Origin of the sequence: Microbacterium sp. zg-YB36, assembly GCF_024623575.2 — a bacterium.
In the GTDB taxonomy this organism is placed as follows: Bacteria; Actinomycetota; Actinomycetes; order Actinomycetales; family Microbacteriaceae; genus Microbacterium.
On the sequence record NZ_JANJFD020000001.1, the window covers coordinates 745,339 to 761,641 of the forward strand.

Here is a 16,303-nt window from a genome sequence, read left to right on the forward strand (position 1 = left end):
CTGCAGGACTAGGGTGTCGGCATGACCTCCACCCCCGATGAAGCGGACCGGTCGGCCCTCGAGGAACTCCGCGCGGAGATCGACGCGTTGAAGCAGATCCCGGAAGAGGAACTCGTCAGTCCCTCGCCGGCCAAGCTCAACGAGGATGCCCCCGAGCCGACACCCACGGACGCGCCCGGCTCCCAGGACTTGGATACCACCGAGTAGCCATATGACCGCGGCCATTGCGGCAACTTCCGCTCGGGCGCAGGCAGGCGCGGAGCGAGTGATCTGGCTGCTGCTGGCAGCGGCATTCGTCGCGATCCTCAACGAGACCACGATGGGCGTGGCCATCCCGCACCTGATCGCGGATCTGGGCATCACCGCGGTCGCGGCGCAGTGGCTGACCACGGCGTTCATGTTGACGATGGCGATCATCATTCCCACGACCGGGTTCCTGCTGCAGCGACTGACGACTCGCGCCGTGTTCGTCACGGCGATGAGCCTCTTCTCCGCGGGCACCGCGGTCGCCCTGATCGCACCCGGGTTCCCGGTGCTGCTGCTCGGGCGCGTCATCCAGGCATCCGGTACGGCCATCATGCTGCCGCTGCTGATGACCACGATCATGACGGTCGTCCCGGCGAACCAGCGCGGCCGCATGATGGGGCGGGTGACCGTCGTGACGGCGCTGGCCCCCGCGATCGGTCCCGCGCTGTCCGGCTTCCTGCTGGACGCGCTGTCCTGGCGATGGAACTTCGGCGTCGTGTTGCCCATCGCCCTGATCACGCTCGCGGTCGGGGCGCGCTGGATCCACAACCTCGGCGAGCCGACCGCGGCTCCCCTGGATGTGCTGTCGGTGATCCTGTCGGCGTTCGGCTTCGGCGGACTCGTCTACGGCCTGAGCCGGATCGGCGGCGGCGGGCACGGTGCGGATGCCGCGGCCGCCGCAGCGGCATCGACGGTGACCCTCGTGGTCTCGTTGGTGATCGGTGTGAGCGCGCTGGGCTTGTTCGTCTGGCGCCAGCTGCGGCTGCAGCGCGTGGACGACGCCCTGCTGGATTTGCGGGTCTTCCGTTCGGCGAATTTCTCGCTGTCGATCGCGCAGTTGGCGATCATGGCGATGGCGTTCTTCGGCGTGATCACGGTGCTGCCGCTGTACGCGCAGGGCGTGCTGGGGCTGTCGGCACTGGAATCGGGGCTCGTCGTGCTTCCCGGCGCGCTCGCGATGGGCCTGGCGGGACCGGTGATCGGCCGCATCTACGACCGCTGGGGAACCCGGGTGCTCTTGATCCCGGGGGCGGTGATCGTCGTCTCTGTCCTGTGGCTGTTCACACTGCTGTCGCAGACCACGCCGGTGTGGCTGCTGACGATCGGTCAGACCGCGCTGTCGCTGGGACTGGCGCTGTCGTTCACGCCGCTGTTCACCGCGTCGCTGGGTTCGCTCCCGCCGCGCCTCTTTTCGCACGGCAGTGCGGTGGGGGCCACCGTGCAGCAAGTGGCCGGAGCGGCTGGGATCGCCGTGCTCATCACCACGATGTCCGCCGCATCGACCGCCGCCGCTCAGGCAGGCGCGACCGATGCCGCAGCGGGCGCGGCCGGATCACGGGCGGCGTTCCTCGTCGCGGCGATCATCGCCCTGCCCCTGCTCGTGGGGGCGGTGCTGATCCGCAAGCCCGCCGACACGCTCGAGGAGGTGCCGGTCGGGCATTGACCTGTCGGGTCAGTTGCCGCCGCAGCCGCCACCGTTTCCACCGCAGGCGCACGTGCTCTCCTGTGCGGGGGCAAGCAGGTTCTTGTCGTCGCTGACGGGCTGGAGGGGCTGCGTGGTGGAAGGGTTCGTGGTGGTCATGTCCTCATGCTAGTCCCGGCGTAGGCCACCGGCTCGCCGCACGCAACCCCTCGGCATCCGAGGCGTCCCGTGTCTACCGTGGCGGTGCCGGGAAACGCCCGGCCATCCGACGAGAGGACGACGAGATGACTGACATCACCGGCAAGCGCGTGGCGTTCCTGCTGACCGACGGATTCGAGGACAGCGAGCTGACCGCCCCCTGGCAGGCGGTGACCGATGCCGGAGCAACCGCGGTGCTGGTCTCCCCCGCAACCGGGAGCATCGCGGGCAAGAACGGCCATGAGCAGGACGTCGACCTGCCTGTCGCAGACGCGAGCGCCGCGGAGTTCGATGCGCTGGTGCTCCCGGGCGGTGTGGTGAACGCCGACCACCTGCGCATGGACGAAAAGGCTGTCGCGTTCGCCCGTGACTTCTTCGTGCAGCACAAGCCCGTCGGAGTCATCTGCCACGGCGCCTGGATCCTCGCCGACGCCGCCGTGCTCGACGGACGCATCATCACCAGCTACCCCAGCCTGAAGACCGACCTGCGCAACGCCGGCGCGACGTGGCTCGACGAGGAGGTCGTGGTGGATGCCGGACTGGTCTCCAGCCGCACGCCCGACGACCTCCCCGCCTTCACCGCGAAGGTCGTCGAAGAGATCGCAGAGGGCGCGCACTCGGGTCAGACCGCCTGACCCGACGCGTACCTCGGAAAGCGGCGGCCACGGGTGGGCCGCCGCTTTCGCGTCCCGGCACCGAGTCCACTGTCTCGTGGGCATCCATTGCTGTGGTCTGACCACGCGAGTATACTGAGGGGTCGAGGGACGGCGACCGTCCGTCCGAAGGAAGTGACTTGTCATGAACCCGATGACGAACGCGGCCGGGACCACCGACCGCGGCTCTGTCCCCGGCGGCATGATGCGTGCCGCCGTCGTTACCGCCCCCGACCAGCCGCTGACGGTGACCGAGGTCCCCACCCCCACTCCGGGACCCGGCCAGGCGCTCGTGCGTGTGATCACCAGTGGTGTCTGCCACACCGACCTGCACGCCGCCCGCGGTGACTGGCCGGTGCCCCCGAAGGCTGACCTCATCCCCGGCCACGAGGGGTACGGCGAAGTGGTCGCACTCGGCGAAGGTGTCACGACCCTCGCGGTGGGCGACAAGGTCGGAAACGCGTGGCTGTGGAGCGCCTGCGGCGTGTGCGAGTTCTGCCGCACCGGGTGGGAGACCCTGTGCCCCGAGCAGCGGAACGGCGGTTACTCCGTCGACGGCAGCTTCGGTGAGTACATGCTCGTCGACGAGCGTTTCGCCGCCCGCATCCCCGAGGGCGTGGACCCCGACGAGGTCGCCCCCATCCTGTGCGCGGGCGTCACCGTGTACAAGGGGCTGAAGATGACGGAGGCGAAGCCCGGCGAGTGGGTCGTGATCTCCGGCATCGGCGGTCTCGGGCACATCGCGGTGCAGTACGCGCGGGCGATGGGCATGCGCGTCGCCGCCGTCGACATCGACGACGACAAGCTCGCCCTCGCCCGGCACCACGGTGCCGAGGTGACCGTCAACGCCGCCACCGCCGACCCCGCCGAGGAGATCCAGCGGCAGGTGGGCGGCGCCCACGGCGTGCTGGTGACCGCGGTGCACCCGAAGGCATTCGCACAGGGCACTGGCATGGCCCGCCGCGGCGGCACCGTCGTGTTCGTGGGTCTGCCCCCGGGGCAGTTCCCCGCCGACATCTTCGACACCGTGCTGCGCGCGCTCACCATCCGCGGCTCGATCGTGGGCACCCGTCAGGACATGGTGGAGGCGCTGGACTTCTTCGCCCGCGGCGAGATCCACCCCACCATCAAGGTGGAGAGCCTCGACGACATCAACGACATCTTCCACCGCATGGAGGAGGGCAAGATCGAGGGCCGCATCGTCATGCGGTACGCCTCGGCGTGAGCCCGGTGCGGGGCGGCCGCGATATGGCCGCTCCCGCACAGGGTCACACCTCCAGCGGCTGACGCTGCGTCACGGGGGACGGTGCGACGGCGCCGTGCAGTGCGGCATCCAGGTCGCCTCGGAGATCCTGCACGTCCTCCAGTCCGATCGACAGGCGCAGCAGCGCCGCTGACGGCCGCGCCGTCGCCGCGACCGGACGGTGAGTGAGGGCCGCCGGATGCTGGATGAGGGAATCCACCCCGCCCAGCGACACGGCGTGGGTGAACAAGCGCACCTCCCCGGCGACCGCCGCGGCCGCCGGGGAGCCGCCCTCCAGCTCGATGGCGATCATGGCGCCGCCGCCGTGCATCTGGCTGCGCAGCAGGCCGCGGGGGTCGCCGTGCAGGCCCGGGTAGTGCACGCGCGCGACCGCGGGGTGCGCGTCGAGCCAGGTGGCGAGCTGACGCGCGCTCTCCTGCTGGGCGCGCAGCCGTACCGGGAGCGTCGCGAGGCCGCGGTGCACCAGATAGGCGCCGAGCGGATGCAGCAGCGCACCGGTGATCGCGCGCACGCGGCGCAACCCCTCTGCCGTCGCTTCCGAGCACGCGATGACACCGGCCATGGCATCGCCGTGACCACCCAGGTACTTCGTGCCGCTGTGCAGCGACATCGCTGCGCCCAGGGCGAGCGGCTGCTGCAGCACCGGGGTGGCGAACGTGTTGTCCACGAGCACCGGCACGTCCTGTGCCTGAGCGACGACGCCCGCGATGTCGACGAGGTCGAGCGTCGGGTTCGCGGGGGTTTCCAGTACCACCAGCCCCGTGTCGGTTCGTATCGCCGCCGCAACGCCCGCCTCGGTGCAGTAGGTCACCTCGGTGCCCAGCAGACCGCTGGCCAGCAGGTGATCGGTTCCGCCGTAGAGCGGGCGCACCGCGACGATGTGCGGCCGCCCGACGGCTCGCGTGTGCGCCAGGATCGCCGCTGTCACCGCGGCCATGCCCGAGGCGAACGCGACGGCGGCCTCGGCGCCCTCCAGGCGAGCGAGGGCGTCCTCGAAGCGGGCGACGGTGGGGTTCCACAGTCTTGCGTAGACCATGCTGCCGTCCTCGGGCGGGCGGCCACCGGTGGCGAGGGTCTCATAGGAGTCGCCGCCCCGCTCGATGCCCGGCAGCGGGTTGGTGGTGGACAGGTCGATGGGCGGGGCGTGCACGCCCAGCGCGGCGAGGTCGTCACGTCCGGCGTGTACGGCAACGGTGTCGGGATGCCAGTGCGGGTGCATGCCACCATGATGCTCGGAACGCGGCAGGTCGGCGCGAAGTCCGCACACTACGCTGTTGCCACCCCCGGATGCCGCGATTCGTGCGGCGTCCGTTGCTCGAGGAGGCGCGCCGTTGCCCAGATCACAAGCCGATGCCCACGACATCGACGACATCGATCTCGCGATCCTCGCCCTTCTCAGCGACCGCGCCGACATCACGAACAAGGCCCTCGCCCGCCGTCTGCACCTGGCCGAGTCGACGTGCGCGCATCGCGTGCGCACCCTGCGGCGGCGGGGACTCATCGTCGACACACGAGCGCGTGTGGACACCGCGGCCCTGGGATTCCCCCTGCGCGCCGTCATCAACGTCCGCCTGGGAAGCCACACCAAGGCGGGTGTCACCCAGCTGTTCCAGGCGCTCACCGAGATCCCCGGGGTGATCGAGGTCTTCCACGTCGCCGGTGAGGACGACTTCGTACTGCACGTGGCGGCCGCCGACGCGCATGCCCTTCGCGACCTCGTGCTCGAGCACATCACTGTGCATCCGAGCGTGCGATCCACCGAGACGCATCTCGTCTTCGAGCGGCGCGACGGCGTCGGCGTGCTCGCGGCACGCTGAGAAGTCAGGACCGCACGAGCCGGGCGATCGCCGCCGTGGCCTCGGCCACCTTGGCATCCGCCTCGTCTCCTCCCAGACGCGCCGCGTCGACCACGCAGTGCTTCAGGTGGTCATCGAGCAGACCGACCGCGACGGAGTTCAAGGCGCTGGTGAGCGCACTGATCTGCGTGAGGATGTCGATGCAGTACTTCTCCTCCGCAATCATCTTGTGCACCCCCCGGGCCTGCCCCTCGATGCGCTTGAGACGGTTGAGGTACTTGTCCTTGTCGGTGATGTAACCGTGCGTGTGTGAGTCGTGTGCGGTGGTGGACATGGCATCCATCCCTTCAATGCGGGGTGCTCGCCGGCGCGGCCACGAGCGATCGGAAGCGACGCAGCCGCAGGCTGTTGCCCACGACGAAGACGCTGGAAAAGGCCATGGCGGCGCCGGCGATCATGGGATTGAGCAAACCAAGCGCAGCCAGCGGGATCGCGGCGACGTTGTACGCGAACGCCCAGAAAAGGTTCGCCTTGATCGTGCGGAGAGTCTGTCGCGACAACCGCACGGCATCGGCGGCGGCACGCAGGTCGCCGCGGACGAGGGTGATGTCTGCCGCCTCGATCGCGGCGTCGGTGCCGGTGCCCATCGCCATGCCCAGGTCGGCCTGCGCGAGCGCCGCAGCGTCGTTGACGCCGTCACCGACCATCGCGACGACCTTCCCCTCGGCCTGCAGCCGGGCGATCACCGCCACCTTGTCGGCGGGCAGCACGTCACCGATCGCCTGGTCGATGCCGACCTGGGCGGCGATGTGCGTGGCGACGGCCTGGTTGTCGCCGGTGAGCAGGATCGGTGTGAGGCCGAGCCGGCGCAGCTGCGCGACGGCGGCGGCGCTCGTGGGCTTGGGCTTGTCGGCGACGACGATCGCCCCACGCAGCTGCCCGTCCCAGGCCACGAGGACCGCGGTCTGACCTCGTTCGCCCGCCGCAGCCACGACCGCGTACATCCGGTCATCTGGCTGCAGCCGCTCCGCCGGCAGCGACGCACGCCCGACCAGCACGGCGTGCCCGTCGACGATGCCGGTGACGCCCTCGCCCGCAGTGCTGCGGAAGTCGGTGACCCCTGCCGGCTCCCCGAGTCGGTCCGCCGCGGCCTGCGCGATCGCCCTGCCGATGGGGTGCTCGCTGGCGTGCTCGACGGCACCTGCCAACCGCAGCACGGTGTCGGCATCCTCCCCGTCCGCCGGCACCACGTCGATCACGCTCATGCGTCCCGTCGTGACGGTGCCCGTCTTGTCGAGCACGATCGTGTCGACGCGGCGGGTGGACTCGAGAACCTCGGGTCCCTTGATCAGCACACCCAGCTGCGCGCCGCGGCCGGTGCCGACCAGCAGCGCCGTGGGGGTGGCCAGCCCCAGCGCACAGGGGCAGGCGATGATGAGCACCGCGACGGCGGCGGTGAAGGCATTGCCCAGCGGAGCGCCCGCGATGATCCAGCCCGCCAGGGCGAGCAGCGCCAGGACGATGACGATCGGCACGAACACCGCCGAAATGCGGTCGGCCAAGCGCTGCACCTCGGCCTTGCCGGACTGCGCCTGTTGCACCAGCTGCGCCATCTGCGCGAGCTGCGTGTCAGCACCCACGCGGGTGGCGCGCACGATCAGGCGGCCGCCGGCGTTCACGGTGGCTCCGGTGACCGCATCACCCTCGGTCACCTCGACGGGCAACGACTCGCCGGTGAGCATCGATTCATCCACCGCGGAGGACCCGGACACCACCACGCCGTCGGTGGCGATCTTCTCGCCTGGTCGCACCACGAACTCGTCAGCCACGCGCAGATCGGTCACCGGGATGCGCACCTCGACGCCGCCGCGGCGCACCACGACATCCTTCGCGCCGAGCTCGAGCAGTGCCCGCAGTGCCGCACCGGCGCTGCGCTTCGCGCGCTTTTCGACGTAGCGCCCGGCGAGGACGAACATCGTCACCCCGGCGGCCACCTCCAGGTAGATGTCGCCGGCGGCATCCGCCGTACCTACGGTGAAGGAGAACGGGTGGGTCATCCCGGTCATGCCTGCGGTGCCGAAGAACAGCGCGTACAGCGACCACAGCAGCGCCGCGGATGTGCCGAGGCTGATGAGCGTGTCCATCGTGGCCGCACCGTGGCGCAGGTTGATCCCCGCGGCGCGGTGGAACGGCCACGCACCCCACACCACCACGGGAGCGGCGAGCACCAGCGAGAGCCATTGCCAGTTCGGGAACTGCAGGGCAGGGATCATCGCCATGAGGATCACCGGCACGGACAGCACGATCGAGCCGACCAGCCGGTGGCGCAGTGAGCGCAGGTCGGGGTCCTCGTCGGCGGCCTCGGCGTCGCTCTCAGGCGCCGCGGGCAGCGTCGCGGTATAACCGGTGCGCTCCACCTCGGCGATCACGGTTGCGGCATCCAGCGCGCGAGGACCGGTGATCTGCGCCGTCTCGGTGGCGTAATTGACCGTCGCCGACACTCCGTCGAGGCGGTTGAGCTTCTTCTCGATACGGGCGGCGCACGACCCGCAGGTCATCCCGCCGATCTCGAGCTCGAACCGCTGCAGGTCACCGCCCAAGGTCGTCATGCGGCCCCGATCAGACGCGGGTGGCGACGTAGCCGGCCTCGTCGACCGCGGCGATGATGTCGGCGTCATCCAGCGCTGCCGAAGATGAGACGAGGAGTCTGCCGCTCTGCGCGCTCACCTCAACAACGTCCACGCCCGCGATCTTCGCGACCTCGCCGCGCACGGCGGCCTCGCAGTGGCCGCACGACATGCCCGTCACCTGGAATTCGCTCGTCATCATCCGTCCTCGCTGTCGACGTGATTGATACCCCAGAGGGGTACCAACACAGTCTACTGCCGACATACCTCCCCAGGGTATATATTCGGCCTAGCAGAGCGTGGCCGTCAGGTCAATCCAGTACCCCGCACACTGCGCCCCGTCTAATCTGGGAACACCCGCTAAAGACCCCGGTTGAGGCGGCGACGTTCGGGTCGTCGCCGCCTCCCGGCCTTCCGGTGCTACGGCGAGACGATCCGCTCGCGCACCTCGCGTCGCAGCACCTTTCCGATGAGCGAACGGGGCATGTCGGTCATCTGCACGATGCGCTTGGGAACCTTGTACGCGGCGAGCCGGGTGCGACAGTAGTCCCGCAGGGCTTCGGGATCGAGCTTGGCCCCGTCGCGCAGGACGACGGCAGCGGCGACGTCTTCGCCACCGTGTGAACGCGGGAGCGCGACCACGGCGGCCTCCTCGACGTCCGGGTGGGACTGGAGCGTGTCTTCCACCTCACTGGGAGACACATTGAAGCCGCCGGTGATGATGAGTTCCTTGATGCGGTCGACGATGGTCACGAACCCGTCGGGTGACACCGAGGCGATGTCCCCGGTGCGCAGCCAGCCGTCGGGGAGAAGCGTCGCCGCAGTCTCCTCCGCACGACCCCAGTATCCCTGGAAGACCTGCGGGCCGCGCACGAGCAGTTCGCCGGTCTCGCCCAGGGGCCGGTCGGTGTCGGGATTGTCCGGGTCGACGATCCGCATCTCGGTACTCGGGAAGGGAACCCCGACCGTGCCCGGTCGGCGCGTGGGGCCCATGGGGTTGCCCAGCGCCACCGGCGATGATTCGGTCATGCCGTAGCCCTCGACGAGCAGCCCTCCGGTGGCCTCTTCCCAACGCCGCACCGTGGCCACCGGCAGGCTCATGGCGCCGGAGATCGCGAACCGCACCTTGGAGAGGTCCACGGTGCCCCGCGACGCCGCGCGTGACAGCTGATCGTAGATGGGCGGCACAGCAGGCAGGAACGTGGGCGGACTCTTGCGCGCGGCATCCGCCACCAGGCCGACGTCGAACTTGGGGAAGAGCACCAGCTTCGCGCCCATGCTCATAGCGAAGGTCAGACACAGCGTCATGCCGTACGCGTGGAACAGCGGGAGCACCGCGTAGAAGGTCTCCTGGCCATCGACGAGGCCCGGCACCCACGCCCGGCCCTGCATCGCGTTGGCGCGCAGATTCGCGTGCGTGAGGATCGCCCCCTTGGGGGTGCCTGTCGTGCCGCTGGTGTACTGCAGCACCGCGATGTCCTCCAGCGCCGGGCCGGCGACGCGGTGCGACAGTCGGGGATGATCCAGGAGCCGCTTCCAGGTGATCGGATGCCGCAGCTTCGGTGGGCTGCTCAGCTGCGCGCGGGACTCCCGCGCCTTCGGGATCGGCAGGCGCAGGGCGAGGCGCTTGACCAGCGGCAGCGCGGCGGTCATGTCTACGCTGATGATGCGGGCCGGCCGCACGTCGGACGGGAATTCGGCGACCGTGTCGACGACCTTGTCCCAGACGATCGCGACGGACGCGCCGTGGTCTTCGAACTGATGGCGCAGTTCCCGGGCCGTGTACAGCGGGTTGTGCTCCACGACGATCCCGCCCAGCCGCAGCACGGCATAGAACGCCACAACATGCTGCGGGCAGTTGGGCAGCACGATCGCGACGCGATCCCCCTTGCCCACGCCCAGTCGCCGCAGACCTTCGGCAGCACGCTGGATCTGCTCACCCAGCTGGGAGTAGGTCGTCACCTCGCCGAAGAACTCCAGCGCGGGGCGGCGACCGTGCGCTTTCACGGCAACCTCGATCATCTCCGTAAGCGTCTGCGTCGGCTCGTCGATCTCAGCGGGGACACCCTCTGCATAAGCGGCTAGCCAGGGTCGCGACTGGAAGAGGTTGCTCGACATGTCTCTATCTTGCCCCCACGGCGACCGTGCTATTTACGCGCCCGCGTCTGTTGACAGCGCGCCGGTGTGCATGCTTCGCCCGATCTGGCAAGAGGGCTGTCTCCTTGCGTCGAACGACGTAGGAAGGGCACAAGCCGGGAGATCCGCCGGCTCGAGAGGGGCAACCATGTCGGAGATGTATGGGTCGGGTTCGCCGACCGGAACGAACGCCGCCCGCGGCGACGCGTCGAGCAAGCTCGACACCGCGAAGGGGGAAGCGAGCGACCTGAAGGACACCGCCGCCACCAAGGCGTCGGACGTCGCTCACACCGTCAAGGACGAAGCGTCCACCGTGATCGGCGAAGCGGGGACACAGGCCAAGCAGCTCTACGCACAGACGCAGCGCGAGGTGCAGGATCAGGCCAACGCGCAGCGACAGCGCGTGGCATCCGGCCTGCAGTCAGTGAGTTCGGAGTTGGAGTCGATGTCGGCGAACGCCGAGAACCCGGGCGTCGGTGCCGACCTCGTCCGCCAGGTCGCGGGACGACTTTCCGGCGCCGCATCGTGGCTGGGCGACCGAGACGCCGCCGCCGTGGTCACCGAGGTCAAGCGGTACGCGCGACGCAAGCCGGGCACCTTCATCATCGGCGCGGCCATCGCCGGCGTCGTGGTGGGCCGCCTCACGCGCGCCCTCGCCGCCAACGCGTCCGACGCGGCCGACGCTCGCCAGAGCGCGCCCGCGGCGCCCGCCGCGGCCCGCACCGCCGCACCGGTGGTCCCGTCGACGCCCGCACCGGTCGTCGCAGCGGCGGAGACCCCGCTGTTCGATCAGTCGACCACGCGTGGCGGCGCACTGTCCGGGGAGGGTGTGCGGGATGTCCGATCCGACACCGTCTGAGCAGAAGGCGGCGACCACGTCGCTGGGAGACCTGCTCGGCGAGGTCAGCCGGGACATCTCCACGCTGATGCGTCAGGAAGTGGAGCTGGCCAAGGCGGAGATCAAACAGTCGGCCAGCCGGGCCGGCAAGGGCGCAGGGTTGCTCGGCGGTGCCGGCTACGCGGCGCTGATGGCGATCTTCTTCCTGTCCGTGGCGCTGTGGTGGGCGCTGGGAACACTCGTCGGCGGCGGCTGGTCCGCCGTGATCGTCGCCGTGCTGTGGGCGATCATCGCGGGGATCCTGTACGTGATCGGCCGCCGCAAGCTCAAGGAAGTCGAGGGGGCGCCGCAGACCGTGGAGACCCTCAAAGAGATACCCGAAACGTTGAAGAGGAATGAGGAGAACCGATGAGCGACTCACCGGAGCAGATCCGCGCAGACATCGAACAGACCAGAGCAGAACTCGGCGGCGACGTCGATGCCCTGGCAGACAAGGTGTCCCCGTCCAAGATTGTGCACCGCCAGACCGACAAGGTCAGAACCGCGGTCGGATCAGTGCGTGAGCGCGTCATGGGCGCCGCCGACGACGCCGGATCATCGATCTCCGGCGCAGGTTCCTCGGCAATCGGCCAGGTCGGCGATGCCAAGGATCGCGTCGTCGCCAAGGCCGAGGGCAATCCTCTCGCCGTGGGGCTGATCGCCTTCGGGGCGGGCCTGCTGGTGGCTTCCCTCATTCCGGCATCCGAGAAGGAGAAGCAGGTCGCAGCAGACGTCAAGGAGAAGGCGCAGCCGCTCGTCGATGAGGCGACGCAGGTCGCTCAGGACATGGGCGAGCACCTGAAGGGTCCTGCGCAGGATGCCGCGACGGCGGTGAAGGATGCCGCTACGGACTCCGCGGAAACGGTAAAGGCCGAGACGCAGACCGCCACGGCCGACGTGAAGGACCAGGCGCAGCAGGGCCGGGAGCACCTCTCCGGCAGCTGAGCGGTTCATCCGAGGGGCGGAGACCGCGCGTCGCGGGCTCCGCCCCTCGTGGTGTGGCTACGCTCTGAGCGTGGGGCGCCGGGGCATCTATGTCGAGATCACCATCGGCGCGCCCATCGCGGACGTCTGGACACTGACGCAGGATGCCGCCCAGCACGGCCGCTGGGACGTGCGTTTCTCGGAGATCCGGCCCACCGGACACACACCCGCGGGGGCGACCCGTTTCGCCTATACCCGGCGGGTCCCGCTGCACACCGTGGCGGGCACGGGTGTCAGTCTCGGCGAGACCTCGCGACCAGATGGGTCGCGCACATCAGCGCTGCGGTTCGCCACCGAGGACCGGCTCTCCCCCATCCGCACCGGCCGCGGATACTGGCGGTACACGCCGGTGGCAGGTGGTACGCGATTCATCACCGGGTACGACTACGCGCCCGGCTGGGGGCATCTCCCGGACCTGCTCGTGCGCCCGGTGCTGGGCTGGGCCACTGCGTGGAGCTTCGACCGGCTTCGCATCTGGCTCGAGCACGGCGAAGCCCCAGAGCGCTGGCCGCTGCGCAGCGTGCTGTGGTTCTGGCGCTCCGACCGACCTCGCGCGGCGCGGTGCCGCCGCGCCCCGCTCGGCGGTTCCCGCCGTGACGATCATCTGCGCACAGCGCCGGCCACGCTCGCCGCGCTCCCCGACCCGGAGCCCGCTCGATGACCTCGATCTTCGAGCGCGCACTGGGGGCGGAGTTCGCGCGGCTGCATCCGATGATGCAACGACGCTTCGGCGTGGGACTGTCCTCCGGCGAGGCGTGCATCGGCACCGGCGAGATGGCGATCATCCGCCGTGGCCCGTGGTGGACCGTGCCGTTCCTGCAGATCGGGCGGCTGCGCAACATCCTCATCCCCGATGTGGGTACCCAGGTGCCCTTCCGCATCGAGAACTTCCCGTACCGGGATCCCTTCGGCCGTGAGACGGTCACCTTCGTGCGCGGCTACGACATCCACGGCAGGCAGCGCCGATTCGACGCGACCATGATCCTCGTCGGCGACCGCATCGTGGACTACCTGGGGACCCATCAGCACCTCGCTGTCGACCTCGACCTGACCGTCGACGACGAGGGCGGGCTGGTTCTCACCTCGGACGCGCAACGCTTCTACGAGGGTCCGATCGCGTTCCGATTCCCGATGCTCTTCAGCGGCAGGGCCCGCCTGCGCGAGCGGTTCGATGAACGGGACGGCCGTTTCCACATCGATCTGGAAGTGCACAACGATCGCTTCGGCTTCCTTTTCGGCTACCGAGGCTCGTTCACGTGCGATTGGATTCCCGCAAGCGACGCTCCCCCGCGCCTGAAGCCGCGGCGCCACGAACGTCGCCACTGAACGTCGGCGTCGGTTCGCTCCCCCGGTGGCACCGCACGCACTCGTATGCGACCATCGCGTCATGCACGCGCACGAGGGTCACGCGCGGCTCGGCTGGCTGGATGTCGAACCGGAGTCTCTGCGTGCCTCGGGCAGTGGGATCGAGGCCGTCCTCGCCGAGTTCGGCGCGCGCCTGGATGCCGGGTCGGCCACCGCGGCTCCCACCGACGGGTGGCGCGTGCTGCGGCGGGATCCCGACGGCAGCGCCGTCATCGGCGCGCCCGTAGATGCCACAGCCACGACGTGGCGCATCGTGCAGGTGCCCGCCCGACGCGACAACTCTGTCTCCCGGAACGTGCGCGTGCAGGTGTATGTGCATCCGGAGCCCTGCCACGTGCGCCCGAGCACGGCCGGGTGACACCAGCGCGCTGCTTATACTCCGCCACCGGCATCCGTGCAATCGGGTGCCGTAAGCGGGTGGCGAGTGCGTACGGTGCCAGCAACGTTCGACTGCCATCGGTGAGGAGGCGCCACGGTGTCGCAATCCACGTCCCAATCAGTCGCACCCGCGCGCGGGGTCGACACGCTGCCGCCGCGCCAGGCCGCGCTGCTGAGCGCGACGCGCATCGAGCAGAAGGGCAACATCCTGGTGCGGTGGTTGACCTCCACCGACCACAAGACGATCGGCTACATGTACATCATCGCCTCGATGGTGTTCTTCCTGCTGGGCGGGCTCATGGCGCTCATGATCCGCGCCGAGCTGTTCGAACCGGGCATGCAGGTCGTGCCCACCAGAGAGCAGTACAACCAGCTGTTCACGATGCACGGCACCATCATGCTGCTGATGTTCGCGACGCCGCTGTTCGCCGGGTTCGCCAACGCGGTCATGCCGTTGCAGATCGGTGCGCCCGATGTCGCGTTCCCCCGTTTGAACGCCCTGTCGTTCTGGCTGTTCTTCTTCGGGTCCGTCATCGCCCTGTCCGGGTTCCTCACACCGCAGGGCGCAGCCGCATTCGGGTGGACCGCGTATCAGCCGCTGGCCAATGCCACATTCTCGCCCGGGGTCGGGGGAAACCTGTGGATGCTGGGGCTCGGCATGAGCGGCTTCGGCACGATCCTCGGGTCGGTGAACTTCATCACAACGATCATCACGATGCGCGCCCCCGGGATGACGATGTGGCGCATGCCGATCTTCACCTGGAACACCCTGGTCACCAGCATCCTCGTGATCATGGCGTTCCCGGTGCTCGCCGCGGCCCTGTTCGCCGCGGCATCCGACCGCGTCTTGGGCTCACATATCTTCGATCCGCAGAACGGCGGTGTGCTGCTGTGGCAGCACTTGTTCTGGTTCTTCGGTCACCCCGAGGTGTACATCATCGCGTTGCCGTTCTTCGGGATCATCTCCGAGGTGATCCCCGTCTTCAGTCGCAAGCCGATCTTCGGGTACAAGACCCTGGTGTACGCCACGATCGCGATCGCCGCACTCTCGGTGGCCGTGTGGGCGCACCACATGTACGTCACCGGAGCGGTGCTGCTGCCGTTCTTCGCGCTCATGACGATGCTCATCGCGGTGCCCACCGGGGTGAAGATCTTCAACTGGATCGGCACGATGTGGCGCGGGTCGGTCACGTTTGAAACGCCGATGGCCTTCGCCCTGGGGTTCTTGGTCACCTTCGTGTTCGGCGGTTTGACCGGCGTGATCCTGGCGTCGCCGCCGCTGGACTTCCAGATCTCGGACACCTACTTCGTGGTCGCGCACTTCCACTACGTGGTGTTCGGCACGGTCGTGTTCGCGATGTTCGCCGGGTTCTACTTCTGGTGGCCGAAGTGGACGGGTCGGATGCTCAACGAGCGTCTCGGCTACGTGCACTTCTGGATGGTGTTCATCGGGTTCCACATGACGTTCCTCATCCAGCACTGGCTGGGCGTGCAGGGCATGCCCCGCCGCTACGCCGACTACTCGGCGCTCGATGCGTTCACGTGGCAGAACCAGCTCTCCACCGTGGGGGCGATGATCCTGGGCGCTTCCATGCTGCCGTTCCTGCTCAACGTCTGGATCACCGCGCGCAAGGCGCCGAAGATCACCGTGAACGATCCGTGGGGCTATGGCGGTTCGCTCGAGTGGGCCACCAGTTGCCCGCCGCCGCGCCACAATTTCACGTCGATCCCGCGCATCCGCAGCGAGCGCCCCGCGTTCGACGTCAACCATCCGGAGGCGGGCGTGCCCGTCGGCGTCGGTCCCGCCATGGACGCGCCACAGGCGCCCGTCGCCGACGCCGAAGACGGCGAGGTCAAGCGGGGCTGACCGGCGCGGCTATACCGGATGCGACAGGCCGCAGTCAACCCCGCGCCGACGGCCGCCACTCCCGGGCAATCTGAACCGAAGCAGAGCGAGGGAGAGCACCGTGACCGTCGAAGCCGCACCCGTCTCCCCGCGCCGTGCCTCTCCGCGCGCCTCCGCTGTCGCTGCGGCACTGCGCGAACTGCCGACCCGGCTGCCCGTGGCCGCGGCTCCTCACACGTCTCGGCTGCAGTGGCGTCAGCTCGCACCCGAGCGTTACGAGGTCACCGCGCACGACGTGACCATCGGGTTCATCGACGTCGTCGGTGCCGTCTACGTCGCCCTCGCCGGGTCCCGCTACAGCCGCGCAGTGGAGGTCAGCCAGACGCTCGTCTGGACGGAGGCCCTGTCGGCTCTGGATGCCGCGCGCACCACGCCCCGCACGCGAGCGCCCCGGCCGGCCTGATCACCGCCGCCCCGGCATCCGTGTCGTCGGCCGCGCGTAGTCTCGCG

Annotated in this window: 19 protein-coding genes; 13 read left to right on the forward strand and 6 right to left on the reverse strand. The window is 69.2% G+C overall.

From position 1 onward, the window contains the following. Positions 1-21 precede the first annotated feature (21 nt). Positions 22-207, forward strand: coding sequence for a hypothetical protein (locus NQ151_RS03695; protein WP_257508544.1), 186 nt, complete (start codon positions 22-24; stop codon positions 205-207). A gap of 4 nt (positions 208-211) precedes the next feature. Then, positions 212-1,690 (forward strand): DHA2 family efflux MFS transporter permease subunit, encoded by a 1,479-nt coding sequence (locus tag NQ151_RS03700; protein WP_257527051.1) that lies wholly within the window; start codon positions 212-214, stop codon positions 1,688-1,690. A gap of 9 nt (positions 1,691-1,699) precedes the next feature. Here the strand turns inward: NQ151_RS03700 and NQ151_RS03705 are convergent, their stop codons facing one another. Next, entirely contained in the window at positions 1,700-1,828 is a 129-nt protein-coding gene (locus tag NQ151_RS03705) for a hypothetical protein (RefSeq protein ID WP_257508542.1), read from the reverse strand. 125 nt (positions 1,829-1,953) lie between these two features. On the opposite strand from NQ151_RS03705, the gene NQ151_RS03710 reads away from it, so the two are divergent. Continuing rightward, positions 1,954-2,502: a type 1 glutamine amidotransferase domain-containing protein gene (locus NQ151_RS03710; RefSeq protein WP_257508541.1), complete on the forward strand. Its 549-nt coding sequence runs from the start codon at positions 1,954-1,956 to the stop codon at positions 2,500-2,502. Positions 2,503-2,725: 223 nt separating this feature from the next. Then, positions 2,726-3,745, forward strand: a complete 1,020-nt coding sequence (gene adhP / locus NQ151_RS03715) for an alcohol dehydrogenase AdhP (RefSeq protein ID WP_257527818.1) — start codon at positions 2,726-2,728, stop codon at positions 3,743-3,745. Between the two features lie 43 nt (positions 3,746-3,788). Here adhP and NQ151_RS03720 read toward each other — a convergent pair whose 3' ends face one another. Continuing rightward, positions 3,789-5,003 (reverse strand): trans-sulfuration enzyme family protein, encoded by a 1,215-nt coding sequence (locus NQ151_RS03720; protein ID WP_257508540.1) that lies wholly within the window; start codon positions 5,001-5,003, stop codon positions 3,789-3,791. 112 nt (positions 5,004-5,115) lie between these two features. Here NQ151_RS03720 and NQ151_RS03725 point away from each other — a divergent pair, with 112 nt between their 5' ends. Beyond that, positions 5,116-5,601, forward strand: a complete 486-nt coding sequence (locus tag NQ151_RS03725) for an Lrp/AsnC family transcriptional regulator (RefSeq protein WP_257508539.1) — start codon at positions 5,116-5,118, stop codon at positions 5,599-5,601. A gap of 4 nt (positions 5,602-5,605) precedes the next feature. Here NQ151_RS03725 and NQ151_RS03730 read toward each other — a convergent pair whose 3' ends face one another. The 4 genes from NQ151_RS03730 to NQ151_RS03745 all read right to left on the reverse strand — a co-directional run bounded on the left by NQ151_RS03730 (position 5,606) and on the right by NQ151_RS03745 (position 10,325). Then, entirely contained in the window at positions 5,606-5,923 is a 318-nt protein-coding gene (locus tag NQ151_RS03730; RefSeq protein WP_374113806.1) for a metal-sensitive transcriptional regulator, read from the reverse strand. 4 nt (positions 5,924-5,927) lie between these two features. Next, positions 5,928-8,189 (reverse strand): heavy metal translocating P-type ATPase, encoded by a 2,262-nt coding sequence (locus NQ151_RS03735; protein WP_257527052.1) that lies wholly within the window; start codon positions 8,187-8,189, stop codon positions 5,928-5,930. Between the two features lie 10 nt (positions 8,190-8,199). After that, complete coding sequence (locus NQ151_RS03740) at positions 8,200-8,409, reverse strand: heavy-metal-associated domain-containing protein (protein ID WP_257527053.1); 210 nt, start codon at positions 8,407-8,409, stop codon at positions 8,200-8,202. 218 nt (positions 8,410-8,627) lie between these two features. Further along, positions 8,628-10,325, reverse strand: coding sequence for a long-chain-fatty-acid--CoA ligase (locus NQ151_RS03745; RefSeq protein WP_257527055.1), 1,698 nt, complete (start codon positions 10,323-10,325; stop codon positions 8,628-8,630). 166 nt (positions 10,326-10,491) lie between these two features. On the opposite strand from NQ151_RS03745, the gene NQ151_RS03750 reads away from it, so the two are divergent. The 8 genes from NQ151_RS03750 (at position 10,492) to NQ151_RS03785 (ending at position 16,256) form a co-directional block, all read left to right on the forward strand. After that, the gene (locus tag NQ151_RS03750) at positions 10,492-11,202 is read left to right on the forward strand and encodes a hypothetical protein (RefSeq protein WP_257527057.1); all 711 of its coding nucleotides are present in this window, start codon (positions 10,492-10,494) and stop codon (positions 11,200-11,202) included. After that, positions 11,180-11,593 carry a phage holin family protein gene (locus tag NQ151_RS03755; protein ID WP_257508533.1) on the forward strand — a complete coding sequence of 138 codons (414 nt, stop codon included), beginning with the start codon at positions 11,180-11,182 and terminating at the stop codon, positions 11,591-11,593. Before NQ151_RS03750 ends, NQ151_RS03755 begins: the two co-directional genes overlap by 23 nt. Next, entirely contained in the window at positions 11,590-12,165 is a 576-nt protein-coding gene (locus NQ151_RS03760) for a DUF3618 domain-containing protein (RefSeq protein ID WP_257527058.1), read from the forward strand. Before NQ151_RS03755 ends, NQ151_RS03760 begins: the two co-directional genes overlap by 4 nt. 70 nt (positions 12,166-12,235) lie before the next feature. After that, entirely contained in the window at positions 12,236-12,865 is a 630-nt protein-coding gene (locus NQ151_RS03765) for an SRPBCC family protein (RefSeq protein ID WP_257527059.1), read from the forward strand. Then, positions 12,862-13,530, forward strand: coding sequence for a DUF4166 domain-containing protein (locus NQ151_RS03770; protein ID WP_257527060.1), 669 nt, complete (start codon positions 12,862-12,864; stop codon positions 13,528-13,530). Before NQ151_RS03765 ends, NQ151_RS03770 begins: the two co-directional genes overlap by 4 nt. A 61-nt stretch (positions 13,531-13,591) precedes the next feature. Further along, complete coding sequence (locus tag NQ151_RS03775; RefSeq protein WP_257527061.1) at positions 13,592-13,927, forward strand: hypothetical protein; 336 nt, start codon at positions 13,592-13,594, stop codon at positions 13,925-13,927. Between the two features lie 168 nt (positions 13,928-14,095). After that, positions 14,096-15,814: an aa3-type cytochrome oxidase subunit I gene (gene ctaD, locus NQ151_RS03780; protein ID WP_257527819.1), complete on the forward strand. Its 1,719-nt coding sequence runs from the start codon at positions 14,096-14,098 to the stop codon at positions 15,812-15,814. 100 nt (positions 15,815-15,914) lie between these two features. Further along, entirely contained in the window at positions 15,915-16,256 is a 342-nt protein-coding gene (locus NQ151_RS03785; RefSeq protein ID WP_257527062.1) for a hypothetical protein, read from the forward strand. Positions 16,257-16,303 lie beyond the last annotated feature (47 nt).

Coding starts and splice junctions, on each gene's coding strand:
- NQ151_RS03695 (WP_257508544.1), top strand. CDS start 22: ATGACCTCCACCCCCGATGAAGCGGACCGGTCGGCCCTCGAGGAACTC.
- NQ151_RS03700 (WP_257527051.1), top strand. CDS start 212: ATGACCGCGGCCATTGCGGCAACTTCCGCTCGGGCGCAGGCAGGCGCG.
- NQ151_RS03705 (WP_257508542.1), bottom strand. CDS start 1,828: ATGACCACCACGAACCCTTCCACCACGCAGCCCCTCCAGCCCGTCAGC.
- NQ151_RS03710 (WP_257508541.1), top strand. CDS start 1,954: ATGACTGACATCACCGGCAAGCGCGTGGCGTTCCTGCTGACCGACGGA.
- adhP (WP_257527818.1), top strand. CDS start 2,726: ATGCGTGCCGCCGTCGTTACCGCCCCCGACCAGCCGCTGACGGTGACC.
- NQ151_RS03720 (WP_257508540.1), bottom strand. CDS start 5,003: ATGCACCCGCACTGGCATCCCGACACCGTTGCCGTACACGCCGGACGT.
- NQ151_RS03730 (WP_374113806.1), bottom strand. CDS start 5,923: ATGGATGCCATGTCCACCACCGCACACGACTCACACACGCACGGTTAC.
- NQ151_RS03735 (WP_257527052.1), bottom strand. CDS start 8,189: ATGACGACCTTGGGCGGTGACCTGCAGCGGTTCGAGCTCGAGATCGGC.
- NQ151_RS03740 (WP_257527053.1), bottom strand. CDS start 8,409: ATGATGACGAGCGAATTCCAGGTGACGGGCATGTCGTGCGGCCACTGC.
- NQ151_RS03745 (WP_257527055.1), bottom strand. CDS start 10,325: ATGTCGAGCAACCTCTTCCAGTCGCGACCCTGGCTAGCCGCTTATGCA.
- NQ151_RS03750 (WP_257527057.1), top strand. CDS start 10,492: ATGTCGGAGATGTATGGGTCGGGTTCGCCGACCGGAACGAACGCCGCC.
- NQ151_RS03755 (WP_257508533.1), top strand. CDS start 11,180: ATGTCCGATCCGACACCGTCTGAGCAGAAGGCGGCGACCACGTCGCTG.
- NQ151_RS03760 (WP_257527058.1), top strand. CDS start 11,590: ATGAGCGACTCACCGGAGCAGATCCGCGCAGACATCGAACAGACCAGA.
- NQ151_RS03770 (WP_257527060.1), top strand. CDS start 12,862: ATGACCTCGATCTTCGAGCGCGCACTGGGGGCGGAGTTCGCGCGGCTG.
- NQ151_RS03775 (WP_257527061.1), top strand. CDS start 13,592: ATGCACGCGCACGAGGGTCACGCGCGGCTCGGCTGGCTGGATGTCGAA.